This is a genomic window from Morganella sp. B601 (assembly GCF_051172335.1).
Lineage (GTDB): Bacteria > Pseudomonadota > Gammaproteobacteria > Enterobacterales > Enterobacteriaceae > Morganella > Morganella morganii.
On the sequence record NZ_JBPIZE010000013.1, the window covers coordinates 1 to 21379 of the forward strand.

Consider the following 21379-nt stretch of genomic DNA (forward strand, 5'->3'; position numbering starts at 1 on the left):
GCGCGGTGGTCCCACCTGACCCCATGCCGAACTCAGAAGTGAAACGCCGTAGCGCCGATGGTAGTGTGGGGTCTCCCCATGTGAGAGTAGGGAACCGCCAGGTTATTATTAAGTGAAGAAGCCACCCTTTGGGTGGCTTTTTTGCATTTGAGCGAAAAGAAAATTCCGTTTGTATTTTATTCACCGGAAGGTAGATTGGATAACTGATCACTTCAATCCGGCAGAAAATATAAAGGAGCATCGTTATGGCTGATCCAACCTATGTCCCGCCTCAGGTGTGGGAATGGAAACAGAAAAACGGCGGAAAATTTGCCAATACCAACCGTCCTGTTGCCGGGGCGACACATGAAAAAGCCCTGTCTGTTGGTAAACACCCATTGCAGCTTTACTCGCTGGGAACACCTAACGGTCAGAAAGTCACTATCATGCTTGAAGAACTGCTGGTTGCGGGGATCCGCGATGCGGAATACGATGCCTGGCTGATTGATATCGGCGAAGGTGACCAGTTTGGTTCCGGATTTGTTGATATTAACCCGAACTCAAAAATCCCGGCATTGGTCGACAGAAGTGGTACGAAGCAGGTACGGATCTTTGAATCCGGTGCAATTCTGACCTATCTGGCCGAAAAATTCTCTTTGTTCCTGCCGGAAACACAACCTGAAAGGGCAGAAACATTGTCATGGCTGTTCTGGCAGATGGGATCAGCACCGTTTGTCGGCGGCGGGTTTGGTCATTTCTATGCGTATGCACCGGAAAAATATGAATATCCGATTAACCGCTACGCGATGGAAACCAAACGCCAGCTGGATGTCCTGAACCGTCAGCTCAGTCAGCATGAATTTATTACCGGCGATAACTACACTATTGCTGATATGGCTGCATGGCCATGGTACGGCGGGTTAGTGCTGGGTACGCTGTATAATGCGGCGACATTCCTGTCTGTCAGTGAATATCCGCATGTGATCCGCTGGGCGAAGCAGATAGCGGCACGTCCGGCTGTTCAGCGCGGACGCCGGGTTAACCGCAGCGGCGGAGAGCCGTCAGATCGGTTTATCCGCGAACGTCACGACGCATCAGATCTGGACTGATATTTCACGTATTCCCGGCAGAGAGTTTTCTGCCGGGAAACGTATCTGCATTATTAACGCGGTTCCGGTAATTTAAAGGCTGATACCATCTGCGAAAGCTGTTCGGCTTCTCTTCGCAGGATTTGCGTCCGCGAAGCGGCATCATCAATTAATGTGGCATTCTGCTGTACGGTGGTATCCATCTCTGAGACTGCCATCGTTACCTCGGCCAGCCCTTTGCTCTGCTCCTCACCGGCGACACGGATATCACTCATCAGCTGTCTTACCTGCAACACATCCATCACCAGATCTGCCAGCGTTTCTCCGGCTTCATGCACCTGATTACTGCCGGTTTTGACATTCTGCACAGACTCATCAATCAGCGCCTTAATCTCCTGTGCTGCCTGTGCGCTGCGCTGAGCCAGTGACCTGACTTCGGTTGCGACCACTGCAAAGCCCCGCCCGGAATCACCGGCACGCGCTGCCTCGACGGCGGCATTCAGTGCCAGAATATTGGTCTGGAATGCAATACTGTCGATCACTGACACGATTTCAACCATTCGTCCGGATGATGTACTGACGCTGTTCATTGTCGAAATCACATCACGCATCATATCTCCGCAGCGGCTTGCTGTTTGTGCGGTGGTTTCCGCCAGTTCATCAGCCTGATGGGTATTCTCACTGTTCTGACGCACCGTTGCATTCAGTTCTTCCATCGCGGAAGCACTCTGCTCCAGCGCTGCCGCCTGCTGTGTGACCCGTGCGGACAACTCGTTATTATTATCAGCAAGATTAACGGTATTTCCGGCCACAACAGAACTGCTGCTGCGTACCGTGAGCAGCATGGATGATATTTTATCGGCAAACAGATTAAATGCCTGTGAGATAGCGGAGATTTCATCGGCACCGCGAACTTCCATCCGCCGGGTCAGGTCGCCTTCCCCGTGAGCTATATCATCGAGGGCCTTACGGGTCTCATCGAGGCGGGTGATCAGACAGCGGACAACCAGCCAGGAGCCCAGCAACAGCAGTGCCATGATCGGCAGCAGGGCTTCCAGCACATCCTGCATCATCACTTTTGCCAGCCCGGTGATCCGGCTTTCCGGTGTGACAAGGCCTATGACCCATCCGGTATCGGCCATCGGGAACAGCATCACTTGTGAAGCGGTATTCAGCTGACCGTCATTATCAATGCGGATACTGTCGATAGCGGATTGCTCAGAATGGGGTTGCTTCAGGCTTGCTGCCACCGGTGCCAGCCAGGCTGATTGTGCGGCCAGCTCATCAAAGGTTTTGAATTGCTTACTGTCATCACCCGGAAAATAGATCAGCTGCCCCTGCCGGTCTGTCACAAAGGCATAGCCTCCGGTGCTGTTGCCGTATTGCTGCATAATAGCGGCGATATTATCCAGACGGATATCCGTTGTCGCGACACCGGCAAATTTTCCGTCGGTTTTGTAAGGCACACTGCAGGTCACCATATTCACACCGGAAACGGCATCACGGTAAACATCAGACCACAAACAGCTCTCCGTTGATTGCTCACGGGCATTCCGGTACCAGCTTTCATTGTGATAATTACCGGCACCCTCTGTATTGTACTCATCAGAAAAAACCAGTTCCCCGGCCGGATTCCGTGCCCAGAAAAAGCTGCGTTTCTCAATTCCCGGGGTGAATGCCCCCGGCTCCGGCCAGATCCCGCCGCCGGTGATCAGGCTGTTGCTTTCAATCAGATTGGGCGGGATATAGCGGTACAGCGCCTCATCATTGGGCAGCACTTCCGCCAGGCGTGCCAGGCTGACCGTTTTTCCGTCTGTCTGAGATAAAATCGTGCTGACCCTGGATGTCAGGCCGCGTCCGGTTTCTTCAATTAATGCAGTATTAATTTCCACAACGCGGGGCTGACCCCGCCACAGCATAACAACAATAATAATGGCAGTAGTGACGGCCAGGAGCAGGATGCCCCCGATAGTCAGGCGGGTTGAAATGCGGGACGGATACCAGGACATACAAAACTCCCGAAACAAATAAGGGTATATTTGAGTTATCGGCGGTGTGACCTATATCTTTATGATGTTTTATTGAACAGGCGAATGAATGGCAGATATCTGTGGCAGGGATCGCACTTTCGTCATTTTATGATGATTTCCTGTCCGCAGCGGTGTTTCAGAAAACAGTATTTTCATCTGCAGCACTATGTTATGTTATAACATCTTTTGCCGGGGTGAGATAATCTGTGAATTTAATCAGAAGAATGAATACGTTACTGCTCTCTTTCTTAGTTTTGCTGATGTTCAGTCCGCAGACATTTGCACACCCGCACAGTTTTATCGATATGGAAACGACCCTGATAACGGAAAACCAGACTCTGACAGGCATTGAGTATGTCTGGAAAATGGATCCGATGACTTCCGCAGATATTCTGTATGATTTGATGAACACCAAAGAAGACAGTCCGCAGTGGAAGAAGCAGGCAGCATCTGTGATGGCCAATATAATTGCACAGTCTTATTTTTCCGAACTGAATTATCAGAATAAAAAACAGCCTCTTAAACTCTTTCCGGACACCAACCGGATGATGCGTGAGGGATTGCAGATTGTTATGTCATTCCGTGTCTCACTATTGCATCCGATACCGTTAACCGGCAGCACCATTGAGCTGAAAACGTATGAGCCGACTTTTTTTGTCAGTATGACCTACAACGGCAAACGCGCGGTTCACCTTTCTCCGCCGGATGCATCACAGTGCCGGTTAATTTTTACCGAGGCAGATCCTTCGGATACCCTGAAAGATTATGCGCTGTCGCTGGATACCGGTGATACCCCGGATGATGACCTGACGCTCGGTCGTCAGTTTGCACAGCAGATCACCTTACATTGCCCGGAGTGAGATAACGGATGACATCATATTCACGGATTATTCTTCAGCTCACTGTTGTACTTATTGTTTTGTCTGCAGGCGGGTTGCTGTACAGCCAGTGGCCGTCATTGCTGCATGTCAGTGCAAAGTTACAAAAAGAACTGAATTTCGAAATGGCGGCGCTGATTCAGAAAGTAGTGTCTGATCCGCTTAAAGCGGGCGGGCTTCTGACGCTTTTCAGTTTTTTATATGGCCTGTTGCATGCTCTGGGCCCAGGCCACGGCAAAGTTATCCTTTCTGCTTACATCGCCACACATCCGGCAAAATTACGCCACAGCACGTTATTAAGTATTCTGGCTTCTCTGCTTCAGGGCACTGTGGCGGTTGTTTTAGTCTCTGTTGTGCTGTTTATATTAAACTTGTCAGTACGCCAGTTAAATAATGTCAGCCAGATAACAGAGAAAGCCAGTTATGCGTTTATTATTCTTTTTGGCACCATTATTGTTATCCGCGCATTACGCCGTTTATTTATCAGGCCACCGATCAATAAGCCGCAAATAAAAACAATCCGCGTATCGGATAATAAACCCCCTGTGGCATTAAAACCGGTTTATCTGCAAAGCGGACAAGTTGAGACATGCAGTTGTGGTCATCAGCATGTTATGCCGGGAAATACAGTCACCGGCAATTGGCGGACACAAGCCGGTATGATTCTGGCCATGGGTAGCCGACCGTGTTCGGGGGCATTATTGGTTTTACTGTTCTCATCAGTTATCGGTGTTTTTCACTGGGGAATTATCGCGGTATTCGCAATGGCGCTGGGAACCGGCATCACTCTTTGTATGATTGCCTGGTTCGTACACAGCATGCGCTTTCTGGCACTGCGCCTGTCCCGTAATCCCGGGCAAAAAACAAACCGGTATTATGGCGATATTCTCCGGTTGATCGCCGGGGGGATATTTATTATTGCTGGTGTATTGATGTACCAGACAGTCAGTATGCCCGGAGCAGGGTTTTTTACCAGCTGATGGCCTTTATTTATCATCAATTATTTTATTTTTTACTTTCCCTGAGAAATATTAGCTATAGTTATGAATGCATTTTTTCATAAAACCATACGCAATATATTGCCATAACATATAGGCCATTAATTACATTAATATAGTAAACTCCTGGCTGTTTTGGTGTATAACGGAGTTATCTGTCAATAATAACATATTAATGCATCATTAATGGTTAAATTATTTATGTGGTTATTCTTTAGTGATTAGTAGGTTAGTGATTTATTTTGATGAATTCAGAACAATATTATCATTATGAAACTAAAGTCAGATGATTTGACAAGTTTGGATTAAGGGATAATAGTTATTAAATAAATCAATAGTGATTATGCTCATGACTCATTTCTGTTTATGAGATCAGAGAATATCATGGTTTTTGGTCCGCTGGTGAAGCGCAGATAAAAGAACTGATGTTATTAACTATATCAGGTGGATAGTATGACAGCGATAGCGTCTGGTGCCGGGAAACTGACTTTATTAGGTTTTTTTGCGATTACTGCCTCTATGGTCATGGCGGTATATGAATACCCGACATTTGCAACATCCGGTTTTAGTTTGGTTTTTTTCCTTTTATTAGGTGGTTTATTGTGGTTTATTCCTGTTGCTCTTTGTGCGGCAGAAATGGCAACAGTGGAAGGCTGGGAAGAGGGCGGCATATTTGCCTGGGTTTCTAACACTCTGGGTGAGCGCTGGGGATTTGCTGCTATTTCATTTGGTTATCTGCAAATTGCAATCGGCTTTATACCTATGCTCTATTTTGTATTAGGGGCATTATCTTATATCCTTAACTGGCCCGAACTGAATAACGACCCGATAGTTAAAACTATCGGTGCTTTGGTTATATTATGGATATTGGCATTTACTCAGTTTGGCGGTACAAAATATACAGCAACTATCGCAAAAATAGGTTTTTTTGCCGGTATTTTATTACCTGCGCTTATTTTGGTATTCCTTGCTATACATTATCTCGTCAGCGGTGCGCCTTTAGCGACTGAAATCAGCGCATCGACTTTTTTCCCTGATTTTACAAAAATAGGCACATTGGTCGTTTTTGTTGCTTTTATATTGAGTTACATGGGGGTTGAAGCCTCAGCAACACACGTTAATGAAATGGAAAACCCGGGAAGAGATTATCCGGCTGCAATGTTTTTACTGATGATAGCGGCTATTTGTTTAAGCTCAATTGGCGGATTATCGGTCGCGGTATCCATTCCTGTCAGTGAAATCAATCTATCCGCAGGTGTGGTGCAGACATTCAATGTGCTGGTATCAAGTTTTAATCCTGCGCTTGAGTGGACTGTCCGTATTATTGCGGCACTCTTATTATTAGGTGTACTGGCAGAAATAGCATCATGGATTGTGGGGCCATCCCGCGGGATGTATGTTGCTGCCCAAAATGGTATTTTACCGAAAAGCTTTGCTAAGGTGAATAAAAATGGTGTGCCGGTTACATTGGTGATTTCACAATTACTGATTACAACTATTGCCATCATAGTGCTGACCAACAGCGGCGGAGGCGGTAATACCTCCTTCCTAATCGCATTAGCGCTGACCGTTGTTATTTATCTGTGCAGTTATTTTATGTTGTTTCTCGGGTATATGTGTTTAATTTGCAAACACCCTGAGAAAAAACGGGTATTTAATATACCCGGCGGTAAAGGTTTTAAACTTGCTGTGGCATCTGCGGGTTTTATATTATCGGTTCTTGCCTTTGTTGTTTCTTTCTTTCCACCAAGTTCATTACCGGGCGGTGCAGGCAGTGAATCCTATGTGATATTACTTGGTATCTGCTTTGTGGTTATTTTTCTGCTGCCATTTATTATCTATGCATTTCATAATAAGCAAGGTAAAAAAACCGGAATATTAATGATACATATTAAAACACATAACGCGCCGTCAGGTCATTTCTTTATCCATCCACGGGCACGATCTGCATATCATTTGGTTCATGATGATAAAAAAGATCAAAATGAGTAAGATATAAAACGGATAAGGCCACCATTAGTGGTCTTATTTGTTAATTAAAATAACTGACATCCCCATTTTTCGTACTCTTACAGAGAATGATGTATACTTCCCGGCAGGAAATTGATTCATGGTTAATTAAAATGAAAGAAAACGAAAAAGCACAAATCAAGCTTCTCAGCGACCGTTTAGACCTTACCCGCCACCAGATGGCAGGTATGCTGCAGAAGAACGAAACAGAAAAGTATGCAGAACTTGAGAAAGAAAAAGCCGCGCTGGAAACTGAAATTGCCCGCCTGAAGGAACAACGAAGCAAGAAACTCAGCAAAGAAGCGCAGAAGCTGGTGGATATGCCGTTCAAACGTCTTATCACTAAGAAAGAGCAGGCTGATATCGGCAAGCTTAAGAAAGCTGTGCGGGGTCTGATCATTGTCCATCCGATGACGGCATTAGGCCGCGAAATGGAACTGGACGGTATGACCGGTTTTTCTAAGACTGATTTCTAGCCGGAAAACCAATCCGGCTCAAATCTCTCATGGTACGCTGATACCGGAAGGATCTTAATTCCCGGTTCACAGCCATAGCGAAAATATCTTTCACCCGTAAATACACCCGCCGCTCACTGGCACGGATATCACGGATGCGTTCGGGTGACCTCTTCCCTTTCTTCAGTATCGGTTAAATTTTAGTTCCATACAGCATAATCATAGTTAATAATACTCATTATCGTTATTATTCGTCTTTTCAGGGGCGCTATGACTAATTTTTTTTATTTCAAACCCTTAGCTATCACACTTCATGTTTTCGTTGCCCTTTGTGCTGTACCTGCGTACTCACAAACAGCAAACAGTAATACTTCTGACACTGTTGTAGTCAGTGCCGGGGTGCTGAAAGTTGACACCGCATTACAGGAAACACCGCAATCCGTTTCTGTTATTACGCAAAAAGAGCTGGAAACCCGCGCACCGCAAAAACTGGATGAAGCACTGCGCTACACCTCAGGGGTAACTGCTCAGCCTTACGGTGCGGATAATGATACTGACTGGTTTAAAATCCGTGGTTTTGATGCCGCGACCTATCTGGATAACAGCCGTTTATTCCGCGACGGGTATTATACCTGGCTGCTTGAACCTTATGGTTTCGAACAAATTGAAGTTGTTAAAGGCGCGTCTGCGGTTCTGTTTGGCGAATCTACCCCCGGTGGTGCTGTAAACGTGGTGACTAAAAAGCCGGTGTTTACCCCGAAAGGAGAATTTTTCCTTGAAGCAGGAAATAATGATCAGCGCGGGTTTGGTTTTGATGTTGCCGGTCATGCCAGCGATGATGGGGATATCCGTTACCGGATAGTCGGTTTGATGAAACAGGCAGACGGTGAACTGGATAAAACGGATAACAAACGAATTTATCTGGCGCCTTCACTTGCGATGGCGCTTTCTGACGATACCATGCTGACATTGATGGCAACGTATCTGCATGATGATGGTACACCAACCAACCCGTTTTTCCCTGCAGCCGGTACACTGATCGATTCACCTTACGGAAAAATTAAACCGTCAGCGAATCTTGGCGAGCCGGATTATGATAAATACAAGCGCTCACAGTTTTCCGCCGGATATCTGCTGGAACACGATATTGACACGACCTGGCGTTTCTCCCAGCGCCTGAATTATGGTTATAATTCACTGACGCTGCGCAGTGTATATGCATTTCCGAACGCAGATACATCTGCAACCTCTCTCGCCCGCGGTGTTGTATTCCGTGACGGTAACAGCCAGAGTATAACATTCGATAACAACCTGACGGGACAATGGGATTCAGAACGTCTGGAGCACACCCTGCTGGCAGGGGCTGAAATTCAGTATCACCGGACAAAAGGTGATGAACAGGACAGTTATGCATTCAGTCCGATCAATCCGTGGAATCCGGTCTACGGACAATACGTACCACTGGACCCGGCCGATAATATTAACCGGACAATAGATAAAACTCAGGCAAGCCTCTATTCCCGGTACCAAATCAAGCTGGACGGTAAATGGATCGGTGTTGCCGGGGTGCGTTATGATCAGGTAAAAACTGAGAATAAAAATCAGACAGCTCATAATGATAAATCCCGGAATGATGGTGAGGTAAGTGTCAATGCCGGGCTGATGTATCTGGCGGATAACGGGTTATCACCCTATACCAGCTATTCACAGTCATTTGAAGTGATGAGCACCATCGACCCTGCGACCGGCGATTTGTATAAACCGCTGAAAGGTGAACAAATTGAGGCCGGAGTCAAATATACGCCTTCATTCCTCGATGGTTATCTGAATATTGCCTGGTTCAGTATTGAACAGAAAAATGCACTGGTTACCAATCCGGATACTTCTGTTGCCACACAGACAGGAAAAGTCACATCAACGGGGGCAGAAGCTGAAGGATTTGTGCAGTTGACTGATAATGTCAATGTTCAGGCATCCTATACCTACACAAATGCCAAAACAGATAATACCGGTGGTCAGGGACGTAAACAGACTGCGCTTATCCCTGAGCACATGGCATCCGCCTGGGTCAATTACACACTGCCGGTAACCGGCAGCGGAGAACTGACACTTGGCTCCGGTGTCCGCTATCTCGGTAAATCAAAAGACAATCCGGCGAGCAGTGATCGTACTGTGTCTGCTGCTGCATTATGGGATGCTGCGGTCATTTATAAGCTGAACAAACAGTGGCAGCTTCAGGTCAATGTGAATAATCTGCTGAATAAAGAATATATTTCTGCATGTGATTATTACTGCTATTACGGCCAATCCCGTTCTGTTGTCGTTCAGACCAAATACAGCTGGTAGTTATGTTTGAACTGAATGGTATCCGTGTTGTACGTGACGGGAGGGTAATTTTATCCGTCCCGTCCCTGACGATCCCAGCGACGGAACTGACTGTTGTGCTTGGTCATAACGGGTCAGGAAAATCCACCCTGGTTGATCTGCTGGCCGGTCAGACCCGGCCGGATCAGGGGGAAATTTTGCTGAATAATAAAAACCTCACCGGTTACACCAAACGGGAGCTGGCACAACAAGTGGCATTTTTGCCGCAAAAACTGCCGGTTTCTGCCGGGCTGACCGTCCGTGAACTGGTCAGCCTGGGGCGTTTTCCCTGGCGCGGCACATTTGGCCGCCGGCATCCGGAAGATAACATTATTATCTCACAAGCCATGGAGAGTGCCGGTGTTACGGAATTTGCACAAATACCCGCCGATAATTTATCCGGCGGTGAACGCCAGCGCGCATGGGTTGCCATGTTACTGGCACAGCAATCCCCGGTACTGATCCTCGATGAGCCGACATCTGCACTGGATATTCATCATCAATACCAACTGATGAGGCTGCTGCAGGATTTAAACCGCACACAGCGTACCGGTATCATTGTTATCCTTCATGATCTTAATCTTGCATTGCAGTATGCAACCCATATTATCGCCCTGAAAAAAGGCAAAGTAGCGTTTGAAGGCAATGCTGCATTGCTGGAGGATGAAACCCGTCTTTCCGGATTATATGAAACGGCTATCCGGTTAATACCGCATCCGGATACAGAACAACGAAAAGTAGCAGTCGTATGCAACTGATGTTATTACGTTTAATCCGGTTATCCGCCATATTTTTTTTGATGTTTGCGGGAGCAGGGCAGGCGGCTGTCACAATCAATGATGACCGTGGCGGGCACACGTTTGAAACCATACCGCAGCGGGTCGTGGTGCTGGACTGGGATCTGCTTGAACAAACGCTGTCATTAGGGATAACCCCTGCCGGGGCAACAGAAACCAGCGGTTACCGGCAGTGGGTCCGACTGCCGGTACTGACAGAAAATGTGGCTGAAACCGGAACCCGGGCGGAACCGAATCTCGAAAAAATTGCCGGACTGAAGCCGGATGTCATCCTGGCGGGTGCATCACAGGCAGATCTGATTCCGCTGTTAGAGCAGATAGCTCCCGTCGTTTATCTGACCAATTTTTCATCAGCAGATGATGCCGCTCCGGTGGCTATCCGTCACCTTAAAACGCTGGGGATACTGTTTGGCAGAGAACAGCAGGCGGATGAACAACTGGCTGCTTTAACGCAGCGGTTTACGGAGCTGAGCAATAAATTAGCGGCTGTCTATCCGCCGGGTACCCGGGTTACTGTCATTCGCTTTTCCACGCTGACCACTGTTTTTCTGCCGGCTGATAATTCTGCTGTTAACTATGTATTGCGTAACCTTGGCCTGACACCGGCAATCCCCCTGGACGCGCAGCCATGGGGAATCGCCCAGCGGCGGATCAATGTATTACAGGACGTCGGTGATGGTTATGTTCTCTGGTTTCGCCCTTTTCCTGAAGAAAAAAAACTGGCAGATATCCGTTTGTGGCAGGCGATGCCATTTGTGAAGCAGGGCAAAATCAATGGCGTTGCACCGGTCTGGAATTACGGTGGCGTCTGTTCATTGCAGCGGATGGCGGATGCCATTACGGATAGTTTACTGGAGATTGCGCCCGCCTCATGAAAATCCGTTACCTTATACTCTTTCCGTTGCTGTTTATTCTGTTGATAGCGATTAACTTGCAGCTTGAGCCCGGCTTATCTCCGCAACAGCAACTCAGCCTGATTTTTACGCCGGAAGCGGCACAAACGTTTCCGGCTGTATTTTATCTTTACGGACAATTGCCGAGACTTTGCATGGCATTGCTGGCGGGTGCGACGCTGGGGCTGACCGGCAGCCTGATGCAACAGCTGACACAAAATAACCTCACTTCCCCGATGACACTCGGAACATCATCCGGAGCCTGGCTTGCACTGGTTATTTTATCTGTCAGTTTCAGTGAATTGTCTGCTGATTATTCCGTTCCTGTTGCAACCGCAGGTGCGCTGCTGGCGTTTGCATTTGTCATCCTGATTACAGGAAGCCGTAATATTACAGGATTACCACTGATTGTTTCCGGAATGGTGGTCAATATTCTGCTTGGTGCCATCGCAACCGCGGTGATTACACTGAATTCGCAGTTTGCGCAAAATATTTTTATGTGGGGAGCCGGCGATCTGACTCAGGATGGCTGGCAGAATGTCACAGATGTTATGCCGCGCCTGCTGCCTGTTTTGTTTATTCTGCTGTTCGCCCCGCGGATACTGACGGTATTACGGCTGGGACACCAGGGCGCACAAGCACGCGGATTATCTGTTTTGCCGGTATTTTTGCTGTTCATGGTACTTTCAGCATGGCTGGTTTCGGTCGTGATCAGCACTGCCGGTATGATTGGCTTTATCGGATTGCTGGCACCGAATCTTGTCCGGATTGCCGGTGCACGCACTGCGCTACAGGAGCTGATTTTCTCTGTGATTGCCGGGGCGTTTTTACTGTTGTTTGCTGACACCCTGGCTCTGGCTCTCGGGCAACTGATGCAGACGGTGATCCCGACCGGTGTGATGACTGCCGCCATTGGTGCACCTGCACTTATTGTATTCAGCCGCCGCCGTTTCACCGCACAGGATCAGATGACCATTATTCTGAAACCGGTTATTTCTCCCCGTTTTCTGCCGCACGCAATGAGTGTTGTTGTACTTCTGCTGTTTGCCGGGCTGATGACCACGATCTTTTTTCAGCAATCAGAAACCGGCTTCCTGTGGGGGGCTCCGGAGCCTTTCCGCTGGTCTCTGAGATGGCCGCGGTTATTGTCAGCTGCCACGGCAGGTATTGCACTGGCGCTGGCCGGAACCCTGTTACAACGGTTAATTTATAATCCGCTGGCAAGCCCGGATATTCTTGGTGTGTCATCCGGGGCGACGGTTGCACTTATCCTGATAAGCGTGTTAACGGGAAATATGATTCAGACCTCCCTCTGGGGAGCAGCACTGACCGGCAGTGCTCTGGTACTGGGGCTTTTACTTTTACTCGGACGCCGGCATCAGTTTGCACCGGCAACATTAATCCTTACCGGGATTGCGCTGACGGCGGGGCTGGAAGCCTTTGTGCAATTCTTTCTGGCGCAGGGGGCATTGAGTAATTACCGGATACTGCTGTGGCTGTCCGGTTCCACCTATCGTGTCAGCGGAGAGCAAAGTGTACTTTTTGCATCCGTGATTGCCGGACTGACTGTTATTATACTGGCGCTCAGTCGCCGTCTGACGCTGATATCCATTGGCAGAACATTTGCTCAGGCCCGCGGATTGCATACCGGCCGTACCGCTCTGCTGATGCTGACACTGGTCGCCCTGTTGTGTGCTCTGGTGACAGCAACTGTAGGACCTCTGGCCTTTACCGGTCTGATTGCGCCACATATGGCGGCGTTGTGCGGTGCTCAAAAAGTTAAATCACAGCTGATTTTTGCCGGTCTGGCAGGCGCGGTTCTGATGATATGGGCGGACTGGCTGGGACAAACGCTTATCTGGCCGTCACAGATAGCAGCCGGAACATTGGTATCTGTCCTTGGCGGCAGCTATTTCCTGGGGTTAATGCTGGTCAGCCGATTTCGGAAATAATCATAAAATATACCGGGATACAGCCGAAAAGGGAACTCCGGCTTCCCGGTTATTGCGGTATCTGTCGCACAACCTCTCAGGTGATGGCTATCAGGAGCGATTGCCACGAAAGTATAACCAAAATCGGGAATCTCATGCTGTCCGGCCACAAAGAACCGACAGATTGTCATAATATCGGGAGTTGTTCAGGGAATTTGACATCAGGAGCGCGGCAGCCTTTTTTAATATTTCGTTTTTTTATTAAGGTACCTGTGTCGTTCTGAGGTGAGCATATTACCTCTGTTCAGGTGGCCAAATTTATTAAACCACTAAAATTGAAGCCGGAGATGAAGAAAGGGAAGAGGTCAATATCGGATAATGACAGACAGCCCTGTAATTCAGGGCTATCAGAACTCAATGAGTAATCGATTTAGAGAATAACTGGATAATAATAATGCCCAGTGCAATACATCCCAGACCAATTAATGCCGGAAAATCAAGTTTTTGTTTATAAATAAAAAATGACAGGGCTGAAACAAGAAATATCCCTGCTCCGGCCCATATCGCATAGGCGATACCAATATTCATACTTTTGACAACTTGCGATAAGCCATAAAAAGAAATAGCGTACCCGATAATTACAATAATGCTGGGTACTAACTTTGTGAATCCATGAGACGCCTTCATCATGGTTGTCGCTGTTGTTTCAGCGATGATAGACACCATTAAGATTGCGTATACTTTCAGCATAAAAACCTCTTTAACTTATCCGGCAAATATCTCAGGAAATGACTCTTCCGTTCGTTTTTGTTTATGAATATTGCTATTAAATTCAACGTTTTAACAAGCGCTTATACCAAGGAACCGGAACCGGATGTACAATAGCACGTAAAGCACGTGCATAATCCATAATTAATCCGGGGGTCCATGCCATCATCAGTGCACGCCGGCGAATTTGAGCAGCAATCCACAACTCCGGCATACAAAGTACATTTAAAACGCCCATAAAATAACTTCTTTTTTGCATGGACAAAACGCCATCTAATGCGGCTTCCAGCGCATATGCAACACTACTGGAACAGTTCTGGTATGTCAGGTTATAAACAGGGTGCCGGCGATATTTTTCCCAAAAATTCAGCAAAGAAGCATGATTATAAATATTAAAAACAATCTGTCTGTCAGATTCACACCACTCGGAAGCTTCAGTTTGATAATCGGGTAAAAACCTTCCGGGAATATTATTATCAGCAGTTGCTTTTAATAACCTGAAAAACTCTGACGGAGAACGATCAATATCTTCTTCCGGGTATAAACTGATATAGAGATGCGGACAGAGCTCCAGAGACGCATGCCCTGTAGAGATAACCCCCTCAGAATCAACCGCCGCAATATAACGGTTAATAATCGGACGTGGCACAGGGCGCTGGTTTGCGGAGCCTTCGGGTGTCCAGATATGAACAGTTAAAATAGCACCTTGCTCTGCTGTTGCATTTAAAGACGGTAATTGTGCCGTATCGGTTATTGGCAGAGCTATCCCTTTCTTCTTAAACGATACAGGTGAAGGTCTCATCAATTCAAATACAGATGTTCCCCGCTGAATATGACGAGCCCGGAATGCTATCTTCAGGCATCCAAAACCACTCCCTATCATTAAAAATCCGATAAAAAAGGAAATTGTTGCCTGGTGATGGGTAAACAGAAAAAAGGCAAACAGGATTTCTGTTCCCCCCCATAACAGGATTAATTTCCATCCCGGAAAACGAATAATCCAGGCTGATGCAACAACAAATAACCCGGTAACGAAGAAAATAAAACCAAACATTGCCGATAGTAATACATTACTATATGTCTGATTAATTAAGATAACCAATGCACAGAATAAAAACAGACCACCTTTAAAGAAAAGTATCGTTTTTTGTGTCCCGATACTGCCTGAGGCAACACATAATGTAATCAGACTTTCAAGTAATAATAAAAAACCAAACAAATGTATTGGAAAAAAAAGAATACCATCAAGACCATCAATGAAAATAAGTATACCCATTAAACACCAGAGGAGCCCCACTCCCCAGAGGTAATGAGCTTTCCCTCTGATAAATTCGGCACCGAAGAGTAATAATGTAATCTGTAGCATTACCTGTCCTTTATTACCATATCAATATCAGGAAATTTCACCTAAAACAAACCAGTTCCCGACAATCATTACCGGATCATTATTACTGAAAATAACACTCCCGCGATCTTCTATATTCCACCAACGGCCTTCCTTATCTTTCAGACTAAAGGTTATCCCCGGAAGAGTGGTATTTGCCTGCTTTTGTTCCCAATGCCCGGCAAGCTTTTCACGATCGTCAGGATGAACAGATGCCATAATCTGCCTTACACCAGAAAGAGCTGTTAAATCAGTTTGTTGAAATAAGCTATCTGTATTTCCCCATTCAATAACACCATTATCCAGGTTAAGTTGATATACCAAATGCTGTGGTTTATAAACTCCTTGAGTGTTATCAATTCGATGAGTACTTCGGGTCACAACCCGTAAAAAAACCATTAATAACGATATTAATGTCAAATATCCCTGTATCAGCCACAGTGATTCATGACGAAACAAACCATGCAGATAAAAAGGTCCCTGCTTGCTGCGGGTGTAATAGATTGTAATCGTCGCAAGTATTAACAACGCTATTGATCCCCCCCGATTTCCCCACAGTACAGACAGCATAACAGCAAGTAAAATCGGGATGCAGAGTAACGATAATTTGGCAATATTGCGTTGCTGGTGAAAATAGGAATGGTATATCTGTATTGCAGTATCATTGAAGATCAATATAGTGCTGGTAATAAGAAGAAATAAAATAGCACTACCCCAAATTATATTAACTTTATGGGAGGGAACCATCCATTTGAAACGGGTGTTAATTAACCCCATAATTACCGTTGTTGCAAAGATATTGCCGGTAATATCAGCAATGAATCCATCCCAGAATATATCTTTAAGTGATGTATTATCAAACCAATACATATGGACAGAAAATAAAACCGCATCAGCAAAGCTGACAATTATTGTTGCTGATAGCCATAACAATATTATTTGCAGGTCATCTCCCTGCCGGGCATACCTGCGGACACTCCAGGCAATAACAATACAAGAAAGCACAGCCAGAACAGCGTATATAAACGAAAGGGTAAATTCCTCACTATCAAAGCCATTCAGTACCATGTTTAACACAATGAAGCCAATTAGCAGCAGCAGCCATTGGCGTTTGTGCATACATAAAAAAGCGGTTGTTGCGACTCCGGCAGGAAACCAGACCACAGATATATCAGAATTTTCAGGTGTGAGTATTTCCGAGATTTCGCCTGTCACGTAATAAAGTAATAACCATCCTATTATTACGACTAATGTGGTTTTGTTTGATAACAAGGATGTTTTCATAGTTTATTTTAGATTGTGTATCATAATGATATGTCTGACCTTATCTTTACACAAAAAGGTCAATATTATTTTCCTTTTCGGAAAATATCAAAATTGTATCTTTAAGTATAGTCATAATACTTAAAATTAATTTCAGTTGAACTTAGTTGAGTGAGAATGATGACTTTGTATTGAAATATAAAGGGATAGTTGACTTCAATAGAGGTATATTGAACTTGATTGGCGGAGATCACAGGAGTCGTATTTGATGGGTAATGACATTGATATTAAATAAATTTATTTTGTTGAATAAAAATCAGTGCCCCCATTAATGCCCCCAGATTGATTATTGATAAAAAAACAATCAAAAAATATGGCTGTGATAACTACTCAACAGCCACAAATTATACCGCAAATTTCGTATTAAATCTCATGCTTGAGTATTAACTCAGATTGGTTGACGGCTTCCGAAATGCTCATACATTTTCTCTGTCATCACCCATAACGCTTTATTCAGACGGATATCACCATCGATACCGGTCACGGCCCGGGTGTGTGATCGTTTCCCTTTGGCTGTACGTCCGGACAGTCCGCCTTTAATCAGGTTCTCCTGCAAACGCTGGTACACCGTCCACAGGTCATCCTTCTTATCTTCCCACCGGCGCGGTTGCAGCACCTGCTCTTCGGTGACCGGCTGGTGGTCATCCCCGAACCGGTACGTGATAGCAGCATGCGCCAGCGCCTGCTGTGCCGGTGGTGGTAACAACAGAGACTGCATCTGTTCTCGTTTTTCAGCCACCGCATCAAACGTTTCCAGCACTTCATAAGCCCCTTCAATCACTTTATCGACGACATTACCTTTGTGCGGCACTCTGACCTCACCAAAGGTATCACCACAGACCAGCCCGTTCTCACAAACCGCACGAAATAATCCCGGCAGCATCTGATAACTGCTGGTGCCGTCGTGGCTGTTTAACAGAATAATTTCCGGTACCTGGACTCCGGTAATCTGATTATGGCGGCGAAGGCGCAGCATATGTTTGGTGTGATCCCGGCGGCTATCGTCGCGGACACGGGTCTGACAGGCAAAGAACGGATAAAAACCTTCTTTCTGCAGGCTCTCAAGCAGGGTAATGGTGGGAATATAGGTGTAACGGTCACTGCGGGATTCATGTTTCTCTGCTGAAAAGACACTGGGTACAGTGCAGTATAATTCTTCGGTGGTTAACGGGCGGTCACGACGAATGATATTCGCCCTGCCGAAGCGGGAGGCTAAACGGGTCATAGTAATACTCCTGTAAAATTAAACGGATAAAAGGGTGGACAGGTAAAAGCCGGAGCCGAAGGTGTAAAGGACGCGATAAAATGGGGTACGGATGTGGGCTTTTTATACAGAGGTGTATCGGCTGGTGGTGTGAGTTCTGCGGTGTACTGTCAGACCAGTTGCTTTCCGTGCCCGCAGAATATCGGTCGCAGTGATACTGCTGTTGCACTGTTCGGTGCGGACCAGGGAGTATTTCTCTGCAAAGGCATTCAGAGCCTCACACAATGAGATCCCGCGATAAAGGCAGGCCTCAATCACGTGCTCATCACTGAATTCCGTGTCGTTCAGAGTGAGGCCGTAGTGCTGTTGCAGCAGGTAAGTCAGCAGTATCTGCCAGACTGCCGCCGGTGATGCGGGTACTGCTGTATTGTTCATGGCGCAGCTCCCGGTTAATCGATAAGGCGAAAAATGGCGGCACATTCCTCATGCTGCAGGGCGTAGTCCCGCAACTGATAAAAATATTCCACCATCTCCGGACTTTCAGTTTTAAATGACCAGAGACTGTAAGTGATGAGGCATACCGCGATACCGGCTGCTTCAGGGCTCAGTTCCGTGTCATTGCCGTTATTCGGGTTAACCATCGGGAGTGACGTTTCAATCATGTCAGGCCAGATAAATGCGCCGCCGTTGGTGAGCATGCTGAATTCCCAGAATGCACCGTGATAAATGCCACACAGATTATCCATCATCTTAAAAATATCGCCTTCCAGGCGTTGCCAGCCCGGCACGCTGCCGAAATAAAACCGCCAGAATGTGTCTCTGCCCCGGGGATGAACCAGATTGCTTTTGATGGCCGCAGGCTGCTGCAGCGGAAGTACTGATAACGTCATCGTGAAACTCCTTTGTATTGACGAGGTAAAATAAATGGTTACTGATTTGTGAATGGGCATAAAAAAACGGCAGACTGTGAACGTCTGCCGTCAGGGGTAATGTAATAAACTGGTCTTCTGTACAGGTCAGCGGGGAAATAGCCGACCCAGCAGACGGTCAAGGGTACCGCCCAGCACGGCTGAGCAGGCCAGCGCGGCACTGAGGCCCGCCGCCAGTTTTTCGGTTGTGGTGGCATCCTCATTGTCTGCCGCCTCAGCCGCAGTCTGCCAGGCGCAGTAAGTCGCTAACGCCACCGTTGCCACACCGAGCGTAGTGGCCATTAATTTAAAGACAGACATCTGTGTTTCCTTTTTAATACGGGCAGAGACGGGGTAATGAAACCCCGTGGTTGTGGTTTCCGGCATTCAGCATACCGGTCAGTAACCGAACGGGCTGACAGACGGCACTCTGATATCTTTTACCTGATGCAGATATAACCCGAATGCCACCATCTCCCGGTAAGCATCGGTCCCGGTTCTGTCCCCGTAAATATCGGCCAGCATTTCCGGTCCGCGGCTCACCGGTCCGCGTGAGACCGGGTGGAGGGGCCTCAGTTCGTGCTGCCCGTTCCGGTCATCCAGCAGAAACCTGCCGCCGGTGAATACCAGTTCACCGCCGGTCACACTCCACATCAGTTCCTGGGTGATCTGCCAGTCTTTCGACTCAGCATGAGCAGCTTCCAGTGCGGCCAGTGCGCGGGTCAGGGCTGCCTCATCCTCACGGCGGCGGTCATCCCCCTCCCGATGCTCCTGCGCCTGCACTGCCTTCAGTTCAGCCAGTTCCTGCTTCAGTGAACTGAGGGTGTCAGACGGATTTTCAAACCAGCTGTCAATACTGTTTCCTTCATTAAATGACAGTGATTCGGTGATGCTGTTCCACTGTTTAATCAGGTCTCTCTGCTCTTCATTCAGGTCGTTTTCCCGGGGGGACCATAATTTTCCGGCACTAAGACGGATGTTACGGTTATTGTCATCATTACCGGTGCTGATTTCACTGTGCAGAAGGGCTGAGTCAAACCCGGAAAGCGCATTAATCATCCCCAGCTCTTTTTCTGCAGTGGAAATACTCTGGTCAGTCCGGGTTTTTATTTCTGTACGCTGCCATGTCGTCACCTTACTGAGTTGTTCGGATACGTTTTTCAGTGCTGTCCGGTAACGGGCTTCCAGGCGGGAGTTAATGTAGTTCAGGGTGTCGGCCGTGTTGTAATGACAGCGGTACATGACCAGTTCCCGCCCTTTATCGTCAGTCAGGGTATCCCACTCTGTTTCGGTACATTCAGGGCGGTTATCCAGAATACCGCCGAGCGTGACGGTACGGTCATACGGGTAAATCAGCTGCTTTACTGACAGAATCTCCTGCTGCTGACGCGGGTCAGGGGCGGGCGTGTTGTCACAGGCTGTCAGCAACAGGGCAGACAGCAGAACGGCGGTGAACCGGGTTTTCATCATATGATGTTCCTTTTATGTGATTAATGAACGAATAAACTGATAATGGGGTAATGCGGTAATAAATTCGGGCCGGGTGACTGTCCGTGCGATAACCGCATCCTGACGGAAACGGCGTCCGGACACGGCAATGTTCTGCAGCTGACTGAACCGGAACACCCGCAGGGCAGACTGCCATTCCCCGCACAGATACCAGTCCCGCTGAAAATAAATCAGCTTGTAGGGGGCCATGCCCTCATAGTCCCGACCGTCACAGCGGAAGCTGAGCAGACGCCTGCGGACAATCGCCTGTGTCACCACATAAAAGCCGCCGAACAGCGTCGGGGCGGATTGCGGTGGTTCATGGTAGACCAGACAGGGGGCACCGTTTTCCGGACTGAGCAGAACGGACAGCAGCCTGCGGTCAAGCGAGGGGAACAGCGGGGTGATATGGGTGATATCGGCAAAGTACAGGATATCGCTGTCTGTCCGGTACGGGCGCTGACCGGCGGCCAGCCGGTATCCGCCCTGATACGGCTCAGTATCCAGAAAGACCAGGCGTTCACTGAAATCCCGCTGCAGTGTGCGGGCCGAGACATTAAACTCACGGGCGAGCTGCGCCGGATACAGTGTTTCACCCCGGAACAGGCGGCTGATAATCATGGCCAGCCGGAATGCAAGCCGGTCATGGCGTGAATCTGACGTGTGCATGAGCGCAGCCTCCGTGAGTCAGTCAGATAAAAAGGGAATAACGGAATACGGAAATCAGGCCGCCAGGGCCTTCTGACGCAGGTACGCCACAATGATGCAGGCCGGAATGGTGACCCGGTAAGCGGGACCGGCGATATCGGCTATCAGCCATGCGGAGCTCAGCGCAATCCCTATGGGACCGGCCAGTACCCCCAGTGCCCGGTTGGCGGCAA

19 protein-coding genes, 1 rRNA gene and 2 pseudogenes are annotated in these 21379 nt (G+C 47.6%); 10 read left to right on the forward strand and 12 right to left on the reverse strand.

Translation table 11 applies throughout. The features are described 5' to 3' along the window. Positions 1-103, forward strand: a 5S ribosomal RNA gene (rrf, locus tag ACSBQN_RS19050); the annotation flags it as partial. A gap of 142 nt (positions 104-245) precedes the next feature. Beyond that, positions 246-1088 carry a glutathione-dependent disulfide-bond oxidoreductase gene (gene yghU, locus ACSBQN_RS19055; protein WP_318668675.1) on the forward strand — a complete coding sequence of 281 codons (843 nt, stop codon included), beginning with the start codon at positions 246-248 and terminating at the stop codon, positions 1086-1088. Positions 1089-1141: 53 nt separating this feature from the next. On the opposite strand, the gene ACSBQN_RS19060 is transcribed toward yghU, so the two are convergent. Then, positions 1142-3076, reverse strand: coding sequence for a methyl-accepting chemotaxis protein (locus ACSBQN_RS19060; RefSeq protein WP_354633046.1), 1935 nt, complete (start codon positions 3074-3076; stop codon positions 1142-1144). Between the two features lie 245 nt (positions 3077-3321). On the opposite strand from ACSBQN_RS19060, the gene ACSBQN_RS19065 reads away from it, so the two are divergent. The 4 genes from ACSBQN_RS19065 to ACSBQN_RS19080 all read left to right on the forward strand — a co-directional run bounded on the left by ACSBQN_RS19065 (position 3322) and on the right by ACSBQN_RS19080 (position 7459). After that, complete coding sequence (locus ACSBQN_RS19065; RefSeq protein ID WP_434991798.1) at positions 3322-3957, forward strand: DUF1007 family protein; 636 nt, start codon at positions 3322-3324, stop codon at positions 3955-3957. An 8-nt stretch (positions 3958-3965) separates the two neighbouring features. Next, positions 3966-4955, forward strand: a complete 990-nt coding sequence (locus tag ACSBQN_RS19070) for a nickel/cobalt transporter (protein ID WP_318668676.1) — start codon at positions 3966-3968, stop codon at positions 4953-4955. A gap of 471 nt (positions 4956-5426) precedes the next feature. Continuing rightward, positions 5427-6965 carry a glutamate:gamma-aminobutyrate antiporter gene (gadC, locus tag ACSBQN_RS19075; RefSeq protein ID WP_354633047.1) on the forward strand — a complete coding sequence of 513 codons (1539 nt, stop codon included), beginning with the start codon at positions 5427-5429 and terminating at the stop codon, positions 6963-6965. Between the two features lie 131 nt (positions 6966-7096). Further along, the gene (locus ACSBQN_RS19080; RefSeq protein ID WP_123569790.1) at positions 7097-7459 is read left to right on the forward strand and encodes a YibL family ribosome-associated protein; all 363 of its coding nucleotides are present in this window, start codon (positions 7097-7099) and stop codon (positions 7457-7459) included. A gap of 58 nt (positions 7460-7517) precedes the next feature. On the opposite strand, the pseudogene rhuM reads toward ACSBQN_RS19080, so the two are convergent. Beyond that, positions 7518-7601: pseudogene (gene rhuM / locus ACSBQN_RS19085) on the reverse strand (RhuM family protein); the annotation flags it as partial. Positions 7602-7708: 107 nt separating this feature from the next. Between rhuM and ACSBQN_RS19090 the strand changes: the two are divergent. From ACSBQN_RS19090 to fhuB, 4 genes are read left to right on the forward strand one after another with little or no spacing between them, the layout of a single operon-like run. After that, the gene (locus tag ACSBQN_RS19090; protein WP_337137514.1) at positions 7709-9784 is read left to right on the forward strand and encodes a TonB-dependent siderophore receptor; all 2076 of its coding nucleotides are present in this window, start codon (positions 7709-7711) and stop codon (positions 9782-9784) included. 2 nt (positions 9785-9786) lie between these two features. Next, positions 9787-10560 (forward strand): ABC transporter ATP-binding protein, encoded by a 774-nt coding sequence (locus ACSBQN_RS19095; protein WP_024475111.1) that lies wholly within the window; start codon positions 9787-9789, stop codon positions 10558-10560. A 41-nt stretch (positions 10561-10601) separates the two neighbouring features. Further along, positions 10602-11474: an iron-siderophore ABC transporter substrate-binding protein gene (locus ACSBQN_RS19100; RefSeq protein WP_337137513.1), complete on the forward strand. Its 873-nt coding sequence runs from the start codon at positions 10602-10604 to the stop codon at positions 11472-11474. Further along, positions 11471-13444 (forward strand): Fe(3+)-hydroxamate ABC transporter permease FhuB, encoded by a 1974-nt coding sequence (fhuB, locus tag ACSBQN_RS19105; protein ID WP_337137512.1) that lies wholly within the window; start codon positions 11471-11473, stop codon positions 13442-13444. Before ACSBQN_RS19100 ends, fhuB begins: the two co-directional genes overlap by 4 nt. Before the next feature lie 393 nt (positions 13445-13837). Here fhuB and ACSBQN_RS19110 read toward each other — a convergent pair whose 3' ends face one another. From ACSBQN_RS19110 to ACSBQN_RS19155, 10 genes and pseudogenes are all read right to left on the reverse strand, one after another. Next, positions 13838-14170: a DMT family transporter gene (locus ACSBQN_RS19110; protein ID WP_072125160.1), complete on the reverse strand. Its 333-nt coding sequence runs from the start codon at positions 14168-14170 to the stop codon at positions 13838-13840. Positions 14171-14255: 85 nt separating this feature from the next. Further along, positions 14256-15557, reverse strand: a complete 1302-nt coding sequence (locus ACSBQN_RS19115) for an HdeD family acid-resistance protein (protein ID WP_036410326.1) — start codon at positions 15555-15557, stop codon at positions 14256-14258. Positions 15558-15584: 27 nt separating this feature from the next. Next, complete coding sequence (locus ACSBQN_RS19120) at positions 15585-16859, reverse strand: MASE1 domain-containing protein (protein ID WP_354633048.1); 1275 nt, start codon at positions 16857-16859, stop codon at positions 15585-15587. A gap of 427 nt (positions 16860-17286) precedes the next feature. Continuing rightward, a complete protein-coding gene (locus tag ACSBQN_RS19125; RefSeq protein WP_434991799.1) occupies positions 17287-18123 on the reverse strand; it encodes a DUF932 domain-containing protein in 837 nt (278 codons plus the stop codon). Positions 18124-18225: 102 nt separating this feature from the next. Next, positions 18226-18537 carry a TA system toxin CbtA family protein gene (locus tag ACSBQN_RS19130; protein WP_434991800.1) on the reverse strand — a complete coding sequence of 104 codons (312 nt, stop codon included), beginning with the start codon at positions 18535-18537 and terminating at the stop codon, positions 18226-18228. Between the two features lie 14 nt (positions 18538-18551). Then, positions 18552-18992, reverse strand: a complete 441-nt coding sequence (locus tag ACSBQN_RS19135; protein WP_434991801.1) for an antirestriction protein — start codon at positions 18990-18992, stop codon at positions 18552-18554. Between the two features lie 126 nt (positions 18993-19118). Further along, on the reverse strand, positions 19119-19331 hold the full coding sequence (locus tag ACSBQN_RS19140) for a hypothetical protein (protein ID WP_434991802.1): 213 nt from the start codon (positions 19329-19331) through the stop codon (positions 19119-19121). Positions 19332-19409: 78 nt separating this feature from the next. Beyond that, positions 19410-20480: a hypothetical protein gene (locus tag ACSBQN_RS19145; protein ID WP_434991803.1), complete on the reverse strand. Its 1071-nt coding sequence runs from the start codon at positions 20478-20480 to the stop codon at positions 19410-19412. Between the two features lie 12 nt (positions 20481-20492). Beyond that, entirely contained in the window at positions 20493-21167 is a 675-nt protein-coding gene (locus ACSBQN_RS19150) for a helix-turn-helix transcriptional regulator (RefSeq protein ID WP_434991804.1), read from the reverse strand. A gap of 54 nt (positions 21168-21221) precedes the next feature. Further along, a pseudogene (locus tag ACSBQN_RS19155) lies at positions 21222-21379 on the reverse strand (DUF3944 domain-containing protein); the annotation flags it as partial.